Source organism: Paenibacillus sp. FSL K6-4396 (genome assembly GCF_038002525.1).
GTDB lineage: Bacteria > Bacillota > Bacilli > Paenibacillales > Paenibacillaceae > Paenibacillus > Paenibacillus amylolyticus_B.
The window spans coordinates 897,985-912,768 of the sequence record NZ_JBBOCR010000001.1; the positions used below are offsets into that span (position 1 = coordinate 897,985).

At 45.1% G+C, this 14,784-nt stretch carries 8 protein-coding genes; 6 read left to right on the plus strand and 2 right to left on the minus strand.

The annotated features are described in order from the left end of the window. Nucleotides 1–69: 69 nt before the first annotated feature. Complete coding sequence (locus MHB85_RS04110) at nt 70–435, minus strand: DUF6713 family protein (protein ID WP_341072432.1); 366 nt, start codon at nt 433–435, stop codon at nt 70–72. Between the two features lie 317 nt (nt 436–752). Between MHB85_RS04110 and MHB85_RS04115 the strand changes: the two genes are divergently transcribed. From MHB85_RS04115 to MHB85_RS04130, 4 genes are all read left to right on the plus strand, one after another. After that, nucleotides 753–4,889 (plus strand): S-layer homology domain-containing protein, encoded by a 4,137-nt coding sequence (locus MHB85_RS04115; protein WP_244661139.1) that lies wholly within the window; start codon nt 753–755, stop codon nt 4,887–4,889. Between the two features lie 228 nt (nt 4,890–5,117). Beyond that, entirely contained in the window at nt 5,118–6,497 is a 1,380-nt protein-coding gene (locus MHB85_RS04120) for an amino acid permease (RefSeq protein WP_091019689.1), read from the plus strand. 294 nt (nt 6,498–6,791) lie between these two features. Continuing rightward, entirely contained in the window at nt 6,792–7,694 is a 903-nt protein-coding gene (locus tag MHB85_RS04125) for an SDR family oxidoreductase (RefSeq protein ID WP_341072434.1), read from the plus strand. Nucleotides 7,695–7,949: 255 nt separating this feature from the next. Further along, a complete protein-coding gene (locus MHB85_RS04130; RefSeq protein ID WP_341072435.1) occupies nt 7,950–8,945 on the plus strand; it encodes a hypothetical protein in 996 nt (331 codons plus the stop codon). Nucleotides 8,946–9,014: 69 nt separating this feature from the next. On the opposite strand, the gene MHB85_RS04135 is transcribed toward MHB85_RS04130, so the two are convergent. After that, nucleotides 9,015–11,537: a transglutaminase domain-containing protein gene (locus MHB85_RS04135; RefSeq protein ID WP_341072438.1), complete on the minus strand. Its 2,523-nt coding sequence runs from the start codon at nt 11,535–11,537 to the stop codon at nt 9,015–9,017. A 304-nt stretch (nt 11,538–11,841) separates the two neighbouring features. Between MHB85_RS04135 and MHB85_RS04140 the strand changes: the two genes are divergently transcribed. Both MHB85_RS04140 and MHB85_RS04145 read left to right on the plus strand, forming a co-directional pair. After that, nucleotides 11,842–12,261: an ester cyclase gene (locus MHB85_RS04140; RefSeq protein ID WP_105602140.1), complete on the plus strand. Its 420-nt coding sequence runs from the start codon at nt 11,842–11,844 to the stop codon at nt 12,259–12,261. 129 nt (nt 12,262–12,390) lie between these two features. Next, complete coding sequence (locus MHB85_RS04145) at nt 12,391–14,769, plus strand: GH36-type glycosyl hydrolase domain-containing protein (protein WP_341072439.1); 2,379 nt, start codon at nt 12,391–12,393, stop codon at nt 14,767–14,769. The last annotated feature ends 15 nt before the right edge of the window (nt 14,770–14,784 follow it).

Consider the following 14,784-nt stretch of genomic DNA (forward strand, 5'->3'; position numbering starts at 1 on the left):
CACACCTCCATATTCACTGTTATTCAACAATACCTTTCCAGCTTCCTTCATTCCGTCGGTGTAAACAGATTAGATGATTAGGGATATCAAATGAATTAAAGCGATTATTCCCATAGGGTAGATCAATGATCTGGAGAACCCGTTTTTAAATTCATTTCGAGGATGTTTTTCGAAAAAGAAGTGTAATACGGTATGTATGATGAAAAAGATATCCAGCACCCAAAATGTAATGGTCTGATATGGGCTAAAAAGAAGAGAGAGGATGATGGTATACATTGGCAGGTGAATCCAAGTGAAATACCTATAGGCTTTATCATCTTCCATATCTTTTAACACCATAAATAATTTCCATTCGGACCGCCTGATGGCATCCATTTCGTGAAGCAGAAAGAGAGACAGGTTAAACAAAAATAAAACCAGTAAAAAGTCAGGCATGTAAAGTCTCCTATTATTCAATGTAATATGATCAAGATAATCAATACGAAATAGCCCTCTGATGGTTTCAGGTATATCTATTGTCAGAGAAAATTCTAGGGGAGAATTAACGATGAATGATCGTAGTTTTAGAGGGCTGGTTAAAAAATAAATATTTTCATTATTTAATGTACTAAAGGATTATGGTGTGAAGTGTCGAATAATGTCAATTGATAGGTATTTTGATTCATGGGAGGCTGATCAAATAAGCGTTGCTTCAGACAGTAGCTCACTCCAGAATGAGGAAGGAACGGATGAACATTAACAGTTCAGTGATCATGTACAAGAGAGTTTCACTCATGTTTTTATGCCTCATATTATTTGTAACCAATGGATTTATCGGGAGTCAATGGTTGGGAACTGCATCAGCAGCGGCCCCGACAACAGTAACGTTTTCTACAACAACTGATAGTAGTGCCTGGACTGACGGGATCGCTGAAGATGGTGAAGGTGGCTCAACAGATATTCTTGGGAAGGTTTTTCAATTTTTCAATATTAGTGATGTTAGTGGAACTATGATGCCGGGAAATCTCATTTTTGCAGATACAGAGGCAGATGGTTGGTTTCCTTTTTTGACCACTTATGAAACTGATATTAATATTGGTTGGAAAGGGATGGGGATTAGAACAAGCGATGCTTCCGAATTCCAAATTAACGGATTCTTTTATTCAAACTGGGGTGAAGGACCAATAAACCTTAGGATTGAAGGATATCGCGATGGAGCAAAGGTTGCAACCCACTCATTCATAAATGACGAATTAATTGCAGATTATCACTCTAAACATGTTTCATTAAATGAAGATTTCGATAATGTGGACTTGGTTCTTCTATATTCGACAGATAAGAACAGTTGGCATGGTATTAATGACATTGTGCTTGATGATGCTGTGGTTTCTGCAGCAGCCCCAACGATCAACATCCAGCCAGCAGATGAAACAGCCAATGTGGGGGCGAGCAATCCAACGCTGAGCCTAGGCGCTACCGCTAGTGATGGAGGAACATTGAGCTATCAGTGGTATAGCAATACGGCTAACAGTACCACGGGTGGTATGGCAATCAACGGGGCAACCAGCTTAACGTATGCCGCGCCAACGACAAGTGAGGGAACGACCTACTATTATGTAATCGTGACCAACACCAACAATGGTGTAAATGGAACAAAGACCGCAATGGCGACGAGCAATGTGGCACAAGTAACGGTAAATGCACTGGTTCATGCAGCAGCCCCAACGATCAACATACAGCCAGCCAATGAAGCGGCCAATTTGGGAGCAAGCAGTCCAACGCTGAGTGTAAACGCTACCGTTAGTGATGGGGGCACGTTGAGTTATAAATGGTATAGCAATACCACCAACAGCACCACGGGTGGTACGTTGATCAGCGGGGCAACCAGCTCAACGTATGCCGCGCCAACGACAAGTGAGGGAACGACCTACTATTATGTGACCGTGACCAACATCAACAATGGTGTAAATGGAACGAAGACCGCAACAACGACGAGTAATGCGGTATATGTAACGGTAAATGCACTGGTTCATGCAGCAGCCCCAACAATCAACATACAGCCAGCCAATGAAGCGGCCAATTTGGGAGCAAGCAGTCCAACGCTGAGTGTAAACGCTACCGTTAGTGATGGGGGCACGTTGAGTTATAAATGGTATAGCAATACCACCAACAGCACCACGGGTGGTACGTTGATTAGCGGGGCAACCAGCTCAACGTATACCGCGCCAACGACAAGTGAGGGAACGATCTACTATTATATAATCGTGACCAACACCAATAATGGTGTAAATGGAATGAAGACTGCAACGACGACGAGCAATGCGGCCCAAGTGACGGTGAGTGCGCTAATCGATGCAGCAGCCCCGACGATTAACACACAGCCAGCGGACGCCACCGTTGACGAGGGAGCGAGTAGTCCAACGCTGAGCGTAGGCGCTACGATCAGTGATGGAGGAACATTGAGCTACCAGTGGTATAGCAATACGGTCAACAGTACAACAGGCGGTACGCCCATCAATGCGGCAACCAGCTCAACATATGCCGCCCCAACGACAAGTGAGGGAACGATCTACTATTATGTAATCGTGACCAACACCAACAATGGTATAAATGGAATGAAGACTGCAACGATGACAAGCAATATTGCTGTAGTTGTCATTCAACAAGCACAAACGTATGTCATTGAGAATATTGCGGATCAAACCCCAGCAGCATTGATTCAGGGCTATGCCTCGGGTAGTCAAGAAACATTAACCAATATCGTGAAAAATATTGGTACTGGTACATTGACTAACTTGGAGGTAATATCTGGTGGGACGAATGGGTCGGATTTTGAAGTAACACAACCTACAGTGTCTACCCTTAACCAAGGGGCTGAAACCAACTTCACAGTGAAGGTTAAAGATGGTTTGCCAGCAGGCACTTATACTGCGACGCTTCGTATATCCGCGGACAATATGCTGGACCAGACATTCCAAGTTGTTCAAGCGATCAACTTGCCAAACGCGCCGGCCAATCCTCAGGATTTGGTATTAACCCCTGGAGATCGGCAGGTTCAGCTGACTTGGAGTAATGTGCCGGGAGCGACATATTACGAAGTTTATTTATCAACAGTATCCGGTCAATTTAGCAGTAACGCAATTACCACCGTGACGGATGGGAACTATCGTGTAGAAAATCTGATTAATGGAACCACTTATTTCTTTATGGTGAAAGCAGGCGGATTGGGTGGCTTGAGTGCGGAGTCTAATGTGGCAAGTGCAACTCCACTAACAGTTCCAGAAGCACCATCATCCGTAATAGCAGTCGCTGGTAACGGACAGGCTACCCTTAGCTTTAATCCTCCAACAGACAATGGAGGAAGTGCCGTAACGTCATATGAGGTGAATGTTCTACCAGATAATAGAGTCGTGACTGGAACACGTAGCCCAATAATCATCACGGGATTAACCAACGGAACGAGCTATACGTTTACAGTGAAAGCAAAGAATCAAGCAGGGGGTAGTGAGTCTTCGTTACTATCCAATGCGATCGTCCCGTTAGCACCAACAGGTAATGGCGGCAATACCGGTGGCGGAGGAAGTATTGGCGGTAGTGGAGGCAATACGAATCCAAGCCAGCCACCTACATCAGGAACTCAAGTTCCAAACCCAGGAAATTCAGGTGTGGATGTAATGGTCAACGGGAAATTGGAAAACATCGGATCAGCAACTTCAAGTGAGCGAAATAGTCAAAGTGTAACCACAATAACGGTAGATTCCGTGAAGCTGGATGAAAAGCTTACAGCTGAAGGAAATGGAGCTACGGTCACCATTCTGTTAAATAAACAATCTGATGTTGTCATTGGGGAACTAAATGGCCAGATGATCAAGAGCATGGAGGATAAAAAGGCAACTCTGAAAATTCAAACGCCGTCTGCGACCTATACATTACCTTCTCAGCAAATCAATATCCAAGCGCTGTCCAATCAATTGGGGCAGTCAATTAATCTCAAAGATATTCTGATTCAAATTGAGATCTCGACGCCTGGAGCAGAGATGCTGCGGGTAATAACAGATGCGACTGAAAAAAACAGATTTACACTTGTTGCCCCAACATATAATTTTGAAGTACGCGGCATTTATGTTAATCGTACGATTAACATTACCCATTTCAATGCATATGTTGAACGAACGATAGCTATTCCTGAGGGAGTAGATCCCAACCGAATCACGACAGGTGTAGTCATCGACACGGATGGATCAGTTCGTCACGTACCAACTCAAATCGTTGTAAATGATACGAATTATTATGCCAAGGTAAACAGTCTATCCAACAGTACGTACTCCATTGTATGGAATCCGATCCAATTCCAGGATATGCAAACTCACTGGGCTAAAGCCGAAGTGAATGATATGGGTTCTCGCATGGTGATGGAAGGGACAGGCGAAGGTATGTTCACCCCAGAACGAGATATTACCCGGGCAGAATTTGCAATGGTATTGGTTCGTGGCCTGGGATTGAAATTGGATTCATCCAAGAACGTATTCTCGGATGTAGCTGCCGATGCATGGTACAGTCGCGCAATCAATACGGCCTATGAATATCAATTACTAGATGGCTTCAGAGATGGAACTTTCCGTCCTGACGACAAAATCACACGGGAGCAGGCCATGAATATTATGGCAAGAGCCATGGACATTACAGGACTAAAAGAAAAGCTTCCCGTTCAATCGGGATCAACCGAGCTTCAAAAGTATATCGATATATCAGAATCGTCTGTATGGGCAAACAAGGGTATAGCTGAAAGCATACAAGCGGGTATTTTTTCAGGTAGAAGTGATGGTAAGCTCGCACCCAAGGCATATATTACAAGAGCTGAAGTGGCTGCAATTGTTGAGCGGCTTCTCCAAAAATCAGGATTAATCTGATTGCAATTAATCATCGGGGGTTATCCTAATCATGTCAGGTGAGGACATAATTAGGAGGCCTCTTTTTCATGTAGAAAATTCTGTTTAACGGGTCTTCCTCACATTCTTTGTTGTATTTCTGCGGCACATCTCGTACAATTTGGTGAAGTAATTCTGCATTGCGTTAATGTGAATGTGAAAATTAAAGATTACATCAGGAAGCTGTACACAAGAAAAGGGGAGAATCGTTTGGAATCAAAGCAACTATCTAGAGGGCTAAAGCCCCGCCATGTAGAGCTGATTGCACTCGGAGGTACAATCGGCGTTGGTTTGTTCATGGGATCGGCAAGTACGATCAAATGGGCAGGTCCATCCGTGCTGCTGGCTTATTTATTGGCTGGTATCGTTATCTTTTTTGTCATGCGCATTATGGGGGAAATGTTGATTCAAGAGCCGGTCACGGGTTCGTTTGCAACATTTGCTCACAAATATATTAGTCCGCTTGCCGGATTTCTGACCGCCTGGAGTTATTGGTTCCTGTGGGTTACGGTGGGTATGGCGGAAGTTACGGCGATTGGCATCTATGTCGGGTATTGGTTCCCGGATATTCCGCAGTGGTTGCCTGCACTTGCTGGGGTGCTGATCATTGCGGCGGCAAATCTGGCGGCGGTGAAGTTCTATGGGGAATTTGAATTCTGGTTTGCGATGATCAAGGTGACGGCTATTGTAGCCATGATCGTTATTGGAACCGGGCTCATCTTCTTCGGCTGGGGGAACGGAGGACAGCCAATCGGGCTGTCGAATCTGTTCAGTCATGGCGGATTCTTCCCTGGAGGCATCAAAGGTTTCCTATTTGCACTGTGTATCGTAACGGCTGCGTATCAAGGGGTGGAGATGGTCGGTATTACAGCAGGCGAAGCGGAGAATCCGAAATACACCTTGCGTAAAGCGATCAAAAATATCGTGTGGCGTATTCTTATTTTCTATGTTGGAGCTATATTTGTTATCGTAACCCTGTACCCTTGGAACGAGGTAGGCGAGACGGGTAGCCCGTTTGTGCTCACCTTTGCCAAGGTTGGTATTGTTGCTGCAGCGGGGATCATTAACTTTGTGGTACTCACGGCGGCCATGTCTGGATGCAACAGCGGGATCTACAGTGCAGGACGGATGTTATACACGCTGGCTGAGAATGGGCAGGCACCTGCCTTTTTCAAAAAGCTGTCCAAAGGCGGGGTTCCCCGCAACAGTATCGTCATTACAATCTCCTTGCTGTTGATTGGGGTTGTGCTGAACTACCTGATGCCGGACTCCAAGCTGTTCCTGTACATCTACAGTGCAAGTGTTCTTCCGGGTATGGTTCCATGGTTCGCGCTGGCGTTCAGCCAGTTCCGATTCAGAAAGCGTTGGGGCAACGAGATGGCGGATCATAACTTCAAGTCCAAATGGTTCCCGATCAGCAATTACATTATCATCGTGTATCTGATTCTCGTCATTATCGGTATGGCGTTTAACCCGGATACGCGCTTGCCTCTGATAGTTGGAGCTACGTTTATGGCCATCGTGGTGGCTGGATATTTCGCATTTGGCATCGGAAAAAGACAACGGATAGATGGCGGCGAAGATCGCTAGTCTAATATTCAAAAATCAACTTATATCGTAATATCAACCATGCATTCCTTGAAACGATTGGAGAACCTGAGGGTGATTCAGCGTCATTCAGGGAGTGCATTTTTTTATCTGAGAATCCATGCTTGATTATAAACTCTCAAATCTCAGAGATTCAATTTTAGACGATTGTCAGGGAATCTGGTTAGCTTAGTTTAAATAACGCCCAACTCGGTTACAAAGGAAAGAGTGCAACATTTAAGAAAACAACTTCTGTGATCGTAGTGATCAATGTAAATAACCGAGGAGGAATTGAACATGGCTAATCAAGACCAGCACACCATGCAAGACCCAACGACACAATATCCGAAGGCTACAACGGAGTGGAAACAGCAACAGGATGAGCCGGGGCTCCAGCGTGAGATGACCCCTGTTCCCGATGCGGGTGAGAAAAGTTATAAAGGCAGCGGACGTTTAACGGGACGCAAAGCAGTTGTGACCGGGGCCGACAGCGGAATTGGACGGGCGGCAGCGATTGCGTTTGCCCGTGAAGGTGCGGATGTCGTTCTGGCCTATCTGCCCGAAGAGGAAGCAGATGCGCAGGAAGTTGTGAAGCTGATTGAGGAAGCCGGTCGCAAAGCGATCACGATGCCTGGTGACCTGAAGGATGAGAAATACTGTGAAGAACTCATTGAATCTGCGGTAAAAGAGCTTGGCGGGATTGATATCCTCGCTAACGTGGCAGGTAAACAGCAGTTTGTAGAGCAGATTGCGGATCTGACTACCGAGCAATTCGATGCGACGTTCAAAACAAATGTCTATTCCATGTTCTGGCTCTGCAAAGCAGCTGTAAAACACATGAAGCCGGGCAGCTCCATTATCAACACATCATCGATTCAGGCATACAAACCTTCGCCAATCCTGCTGGATTATGCGACAACGAAGGCATCCATTAACACGTTCAGCAAAGCGCTGGCACAACAGGTGGGTAGCAAAGGGATACGTGTCAACGTTGTTGCACCTGGACCGGTATGGACACCGCTCCAGGTCGTGGGTGGACAACCAGTCGAGAAGCTAGCCGAGTTTGGCTCCAATACACCGCTTGGTCGGGCAGGACAACCTGCCGAGATGGCTCCGGCATTTGTATTCCTGGCAAGCCAGGAATCCAGCTATGTGAGCGGCGAGACACTGAATGCAAATGGCGGTACAGTTAGTCCGTAAGGTGTTAGATAATCCGATTATAGTATCAGAGGATACCATCTCCATAGTGGGGCGGTATCCTCTCTTTTTCGTTAGGACGAGAGAGAGAAATAAATATTTTTATATATGAAAGCGTTCTTATATAAAATGGGGAAGGTACATGGTAATATATTCAAGAACATGATCTTCGCTCCCAGATTTGAGAGTGCGTTGCTTATACAATGAATCTGTTCAGATGAATACACTATGCCTAGGAATCGAAGGAGGAATTCTGTAATGGCTAAGAATGTACTTAAACTAGGTGACCCTGTCATTAGCACGTACACATCATATGGGACATTAACATCCGTTATGCACGAAGATTTATGGCCATGGATTTTCAATAACTTTATACAAATCAGATATGCACATGGATGGGGAATTTTTTCGTTTGATTCTCATCAGTTTCTGCTAAGTACCTGTCCGGGAATTTCCTTTTACAACCTGCCGCAAGAAATTGTAATTAGCAAATGGGGAACATCACTTAAGCAAGTGATTACGGAAGCGATAGATATGGGGTATTATCTATATATTTATGCAGATAGATACTACCTTGCGTGTACAGACTATTATCAAAAAGAACATCTCATGCACGAATTATTGGTGTACGGGTATGACCTGGATCAAAATTTGATATACATTGCTGATAATCTAGATGATGGTAAATTCATACAAACCGTATGTAGTCTGGATGAACTTGAGAAAGGCTACTGGACCATGTCTAATGAGTACAGTTTTTGGACAGAAGTGAGATTTCTCAAGCCTATCCAGAATATCAATTATGCAATTCATGTGGAGCAGATTATTACGGCAATGGAAAACTATCTTAACTCAAGCGAGACATATGACTTAGTGAGAGATCAGAAATACGATTTTGGAATGCAAGCCATTCAACGCATCTTTACCGACATTGAGCAGGCAGCCCTAGTTGGAGAAGCATTGGATTCACGAGTCTTTCATCTTTTGTATGAACATAAGCTACTAATGGAGTTACGTTTATCTTATTTAATGGAGAAATCAATCATTGATCGAGATGAAATCTTTATGGAATTAAGCACTATTCTGAAACAGGACTACTTTAAATTGAGAAATATAGTTCTGAAATACAATATAACGCGTGATGCAAGTACACTAAATAAAATAAGTGAGAGATTGCGAGAGAATCTCATGAAAGAGAAAGCATTTATTTCTTCTTTTATTACGAGATTACAACAGGTTAAATCAATGGTTTGAAGTCATCTAACAATAGAAAAAAATCCCCTTTGCTTGTGAAAAAGCAAAGGGGATTCCTGTGTAACTAAGTTACTTCTGCTCTGGTTTCGGGTCCAGAATGGCATAACTGCCTAGCGTGGCTAATTGTGCTGTATTCAGAAGGGCTTCATCGACCGCAGCGAGGGCTTCACCGGCAGCTGTCATCAACTCATCAGAGTCAACAGGTGAGGCAAAGCGGAGAATAACCCGGTTCTCTCCTTTTTTAAGTTCACTCTCAGCCTTGGTTTTGTACTCATTAATGGACGCGACTTCAAGATCATTCTGCACATAATAATCATTGGCATCACTCTCGCCATTAAACATCGCGAGCTCGGAATCAAGCCAGTAATCTTGATCAGCTATTGTTTTCTGACTTGCAGCAGTCTCATCGTTGGCATTGTACAGGAAGTATGGGATGCCGGAGTTCGTCAGGTTGTTGGTGGCATCGACATGGAACCATTCGTTCCCGATCTTGACCTTGTTCCATGCATGTGGGACGCCGCTGGAAGCGCCCGTTACAACGATGCTTTCCAGTCCCGAGAGATCCGAGAGCAATTTGTAAACGGAAGCATAGCTGGCACATACCCCAACACCTTTGACCAGAATACCGTATGTGGTAAACGAGTCATTGAACTGCGGATCGACATTTTTAAAGTTGTTCTTCTCCGCATTTTCCAGCGCCGCATCATCATACTTCGCGTTATCGTTCAGATAATCGTAGATGGCTTTTCGTTTCTCGTCTTCGTTCATGCCATCCTTGATAATGGAAGCCACCACTTCGTTTGCTTTGGCAATAATCTCATCTTGCTTCTTCTGGATACTACTAGCCGATTCATTGTAATGAATGGAAAGGGTAAGCGTACCATAGTTGTATTCGAAACCTTCCACACCAAGAATCAATGGATTCTGGTACATCACTTTCAGAACCACATCCGAGAGTGTCGTGAAATTTTGAGCTTCGGGGAAAGCTTTTAACGAAATATTATCTTGTGCCGCAATCATGTTTTTGGCTAAAACTTCTTCCAATGCGGAATCTGCATTGATCATTGCATCACCTGTAGCAGGCTGAGGCACAGTTTCCTGATTACCTTGTTCTACATTTTGCTGTGTATTGGATTTCTGTTCATCTACCAGGTTGTCTTCTGCAGCTTCAGGAGCTGGAGCAGGTGCTTCGTTCGAAGTTTCCTCAGAAGCTATATCTGAAGATTTATCAGAATTATCATCGGAAGCCTCAGTAGATAGAGGATCAGTTGCATCTTCTGACGTCCCAGTATCGGTTGTAGACTCTGTAGTTGTAGATTCCACCGCCGGTTCTTCTTCTTTTTCCGTTGCAGACGCAGGTGCATCATGATTGTTGATAATCGTTGGCACATCAGGCGTAGGGACGTAAGGTGTGTCATTCTTTGGTTCCACCAGTCCGTTGCTGGAATCGGCTACGGTTTGCTGAGCAAGTCTGTCCAGGTCTGCTTGGGTCACATTTTCTACGCGCACGTAACTTTTCAAAGCTGTTCCTTTAACGTGAAAAGGAATATTCGTCTCATTGAACTCTGAAATTTCTACGCTTTTGGTATCATAGACAATGGTTTCACGAGCTAGAGAGCCGTCATTGTACTCAACTGTTGCTTTCTGAGGAAGTACATCTATATTCTTTAATTTCTCCCTATACAATTGTTCTTTCAGAGATGTTGGTAACTGGGAAGCAAGCGGAGCTGTAGGGACACCTCTGCTAAAATTGGATTCTTTGCCTCCGCCGATTGCAGTGACATAATATTCTCCTCGTATACCATGGTTCTGAGTGGTAGTTATCATTTCATTATAAGTGCCTAGCCCGCCTTTTCCGTCTCTCAAAAAATCATTGAAAGACGTCTCTGTCGTTACCGCAATATCTAAAGGCAGACTATTACTGAAAGCGTCCTCTGCGCCAGTTAGAGGTACATTGGTTTCGAAGTTGGTTAGGTCAGAACGTTTATAAATTTTATATTCAGTGGCACCTTCAACCTTGTCCCAGACCAACTTGAACCGTCTATCTTTGTCAATTTCGTATCTTAGGTTAGGTACGGGTAACTCCGATTTCACTGTAAACGGAATAATGATGGGCTGATCGAGTAGTGTTAGCTTCTCAGCATCCGGATCATAATTCAGACGAATGTAATAAATGGGGGCACCGCCCCAAGAACTTTGATCCTTGTTCATCATGGAATCTGAACTTAAAACGCCCCATCCAAGAGGTTTAATAGAAACACTATTGTCGTTTGTTTCTGGAATGGCATATACATCGCTTGCTTTGAGTACTTTAATATCGGTATGTACACTAATAATGTCACTAGCTCGCAGGTTACTTTTACGTAAATCTGCTTTAAACTTGAACGTAAATTCTTCATCCTGAGCTACGTTGTACATCGGCATAATCGCTTGTTCCGATTCGGAGCCGTATTTCTGCTTCAAACTTAAAATGGTAGAACCTTCTACGACTTCTGTAGGATTATTCTCGGACGGACTGCTTTCCTGCTCAGTACTCTGGCATCCAGCCAGTAACAGGGTGAGCGCAAACATAATAAAAAATAGACGTTTCATGATACACCGCTTTCTTGTTTTTCTGAGTTGTTCAAATAGCTACGTTTCTACACACCGAAAGATTATCAGATATGGTTAAAACCCATACTCAATCCTCTTAACGGCTAAACCTCCTATTAATTTCCTGACATCCTTTGCTAGTTTATGGTCATATTGACGCATTGTCAAGGTGAGAGGGTAGGTTTTAAGTCCTGTAGAACAATAGAACAGATGTAATTCCGTAGCGTGTGTTCCATGTTAAAATACAAGAATTACTACATATTTATATATAATCGGATATTTTGAATAGACTGGAGTGGCTCAGATGACAGTAGAACAGATTGTCAGATCCTTTTTTGAAGAGGTCCGATCTGGCCGGAATCCGGATTATGCAAGCAGTGTAATGGCGGAACAGGTACTGGCCCATCAAGTGATATCCGAAGAAGAGGTTACGGTGACCCGAACGCCTTCCGATTATGCGGATCATGTGCGAGAGATGATCGAAGCTTACGGGGAGTTCTCACTTGAGATCCAGGAGTTGCTGACGCAAGGGGATAAAGTCTACGTGCGCTGGAGACAAACGGGTACCCATGTCGGAGACGTGGACGGATATACACCAAGCAACTTACCAGTGATCGAAATTGCGAGCGCGGTATACCGGGTGGCAAACGAACGCATTGCAGAATATTGGATTCAGATCGACAGATTGGGTATCGAGAAACAATTGGAACGGAATCGGAGCTGATTTTTTCAGCTCTTTTTTAGTTTTTGATTTTCTGTAAGCGTTCCCGTGTTATAATGGACCAAGTTGTATACAAGTTACCTAAAACGTTTTCTGCCTTTTGATTTCATAATCTGAAAGCGAGGTTCAGTGATGATTAAAGCAACGGAAGATAATCAGTATGTTGAACTAACAAGCCCGACAAGTTTACCGAAGGCATCCGGATTTCTTTGGAATGAAAAGATGATGATTCATGTAAATTGCCGGGGGTACGCGGTGGCCCAATTCATGCAGCCCGAACCTGCCAAATATTCGTACGCGCCCAACCTGGAAGCGAAGACATTCATGCAACCGGAGCAGCCATACTATGCCCACCATCCGGGACGGTTTGTCTACATTAAAGATGAAGTCAGTGGCGAAATCTTCTCAGCCCCGTATGAACCGGTTCGCAAGCAGGCGGATAGTTATACGTTCGCTGTAGGCAAACATGATATTCACTGGAAAGTGATTCAGGACGACATATGTGTCGAGATGTCCCTGCGCCTGCCGAAGGAAGATGTCATGGAGCTGTGGCGTGTGAAGGTAACCAATCTGTCTTCGAGAAAACGCAAGCTGAGTATCTACCCGTATTATACAGTCGGTTATATGTCATGGATGAACCAGTCCGGTTCCTATGTGGAAGAGTTACAGGGCATTGTCTGCTCGGCGGTTACGCCGTATCAGAAATATCAGGACTATAGCAAAATCAAAACCTACAGTGACAAAACCTATCTGCTTGCAGATCATCAACCGGCCGCATGGGAAGTGAATCAAGAAAGCTTTGAAGGCGAAGGCGGACTTCATCATCCTTCTGGACTTCAGTCGGAGACACTCGCTGGTGGAGAAGCGCGATATGAGACACCTGTGGCCGTATTGCAATACAGAGTAGATCTGGAAGCTGGTGCTGAGCAGGCCTACCGATTTATCTTTGGCCCGGCTCATGATGAGGCAGAGATTGAGAGCATCCGTCAGCATTATTTTGTGAAGCAGAATGAGGAAGGACAGGATGGTTTTACGGCTGCCGAGCAGGAGTATGCGAATTATATTGCGCAAGGGCAAGGGAACATCCAGATTGAGACACCGGATAGCTGGTTAGATAATGTCGTGAATCACTGGCTGCCTCGGCAGATGTATTATCACGGGAAAACAAACCGTCTCTCGACCGATCCACAGACCCGGAATTATCTGCAGGATAATATGGGGATGAGTTACATTCAACCGCAGGTTGCGCGGGCTGCGTTCCTGACTGCATTGTCACAACAGCATATTAGCGGCGCCATGCCGGACGGCATTATTTTGCACCCGGACGCAGAATTGAAATATATTAACCAGATTCCTCATACCGATCACTGTATCTGGCTTCCGGTCTGTATGAAGACTTATCTGGATGAAACCAATGACTATAGCATTCTGGAGGAACAGGTTGCTTTTACAGACAGTGAACAGAAGCTTTCCGTACTGGAACATATGAATCTCGCGATGCGTTGGTTGATCCATGAGCGTGATGAGCGTGGGTTGAACTATATCAATCAGGGTGACTGGTGTGATCCGATGAACATGGTGGGATACAAAGGCAAAGGCGTATCCGGCTGGCTGACCATTGCGACGGCATATGCTTTTAATGTTTGGGCAGAAATTGCTGAACAGGCAGGGCATGGCGATGTTGTGGCAGAATTCCGTCAGGAAGCCAATCAGACCAATGCGGTAGCGAATGAGTATTTGTGGGATGGGGACTGGTATGCCCGCGGCATTACGGATGATAACGTAGTGTTCGGTGTAAGCAAGGACGTGGAAGGACGCATCTATATCAATCCTCAGAGCTGGGCACTTATGAGCGGTGCTGCGGATCAGGATAAACAGGAGAAGTTAATCCGTGCGGTAGAGGAGCAATTGGAGACGCCATATGGTGTCGAGAAACTCGCGCCGTCCTTCACAGCGATGCGGGAAGATGTAGGCCGTGTTACGCAGAAACATCCGGGAAGTGCAGAGAATGGTGCAGTGTACAATCACGCGGCGGCGTTCTATATTTATGCGTTGTATCTGGTGGGCGAGAAGGAGAAGGCGTATCGTTTGCTGCGTAAAATGATTCCTGGCCCCGATGCCGAGGATATCCTCCAGCGGGGTCAGCTACCCGTATTTATCCCGAATTATTATCGCGGAGCCTATCGTCAATTCCCACGTACAGCCGGGCGCTCCAGTCATCTGTTCAACACCGGCACAGTACCGTGGGTGTATCGTTGCCTGATCGACGGATTGTTTGGCTTGCAGGGTCACGAGCAAGGGCTTCAGGTTCGCCCGCAGTTGCCAGAAGATTGGAACGAGGCATCGGTCACGCGTTTGTTCCGCGGAGCTGAGCTGCATGTAAACATGAAGAAGGATGCAACAGTCCAGACGATTGAAGTGCATGTTGACGGTGAACGGATCGAAGGTGACATCATCAAGAATATCCAAGCTGGCGTGAATTATGAGGTGCTGGTGAAGCTGCCTTTGTAGAAAGAGTACGGAGTA

Excerpts from the sequence above, each read along its gene's own strand:
- MHB85_RS04145 (WP_341072439.1), top strand. The coding sequence starts at position 12,391 with ATGATTAAAGCAACGGAAGATAATCAGTATGTTGAACTAACAAGCCCG.
- MHB85_RS04140 (WP_105602140.1), top strand. The coding sequence starts at position 11,842 with ATGACAGTAGAACAGATTGTCAGATCCTTTTTTGAAGAGGTCCGATCT.
- MHB85_RS04125 (WP_341072434.1), top strand. The coding sequence starts at position 6,792 with ATGGCTAATCAAGACCAGCACACCATGCAAGACCCAACGACACAATAT.
- MHB85_RS04135 (WP_341072438.1), bottom strand. The coding sequence starts at position 11,537 with ATGAAACGTCTATTTTTTATTATGTTTGCGCTCACCCTGTTACTGGCT.
- MHB85_RS04115 (WP_244661139.1), top strand. The coding sequence starts at position 753 with ATGTACAAGAGAGTTTCACTCATGTTTTTATGCCTCATATTATTTGTA.
- MHB85_RS04130 (WP_341072435.1), top strand. The coding sequence starts at position 7,950 with ATGGCTAAGAATGTACTTAAACTAGGTGACCCTGTCATTAGCACGTAC.
- MHB85_RS04110 (WP_341072432.1), bottom strand. The coding sequence starts at position 435 with ATGCCTGACTTTTTACTGGTTTTATTTTTGTTTAACCTGTCTCTCTTT.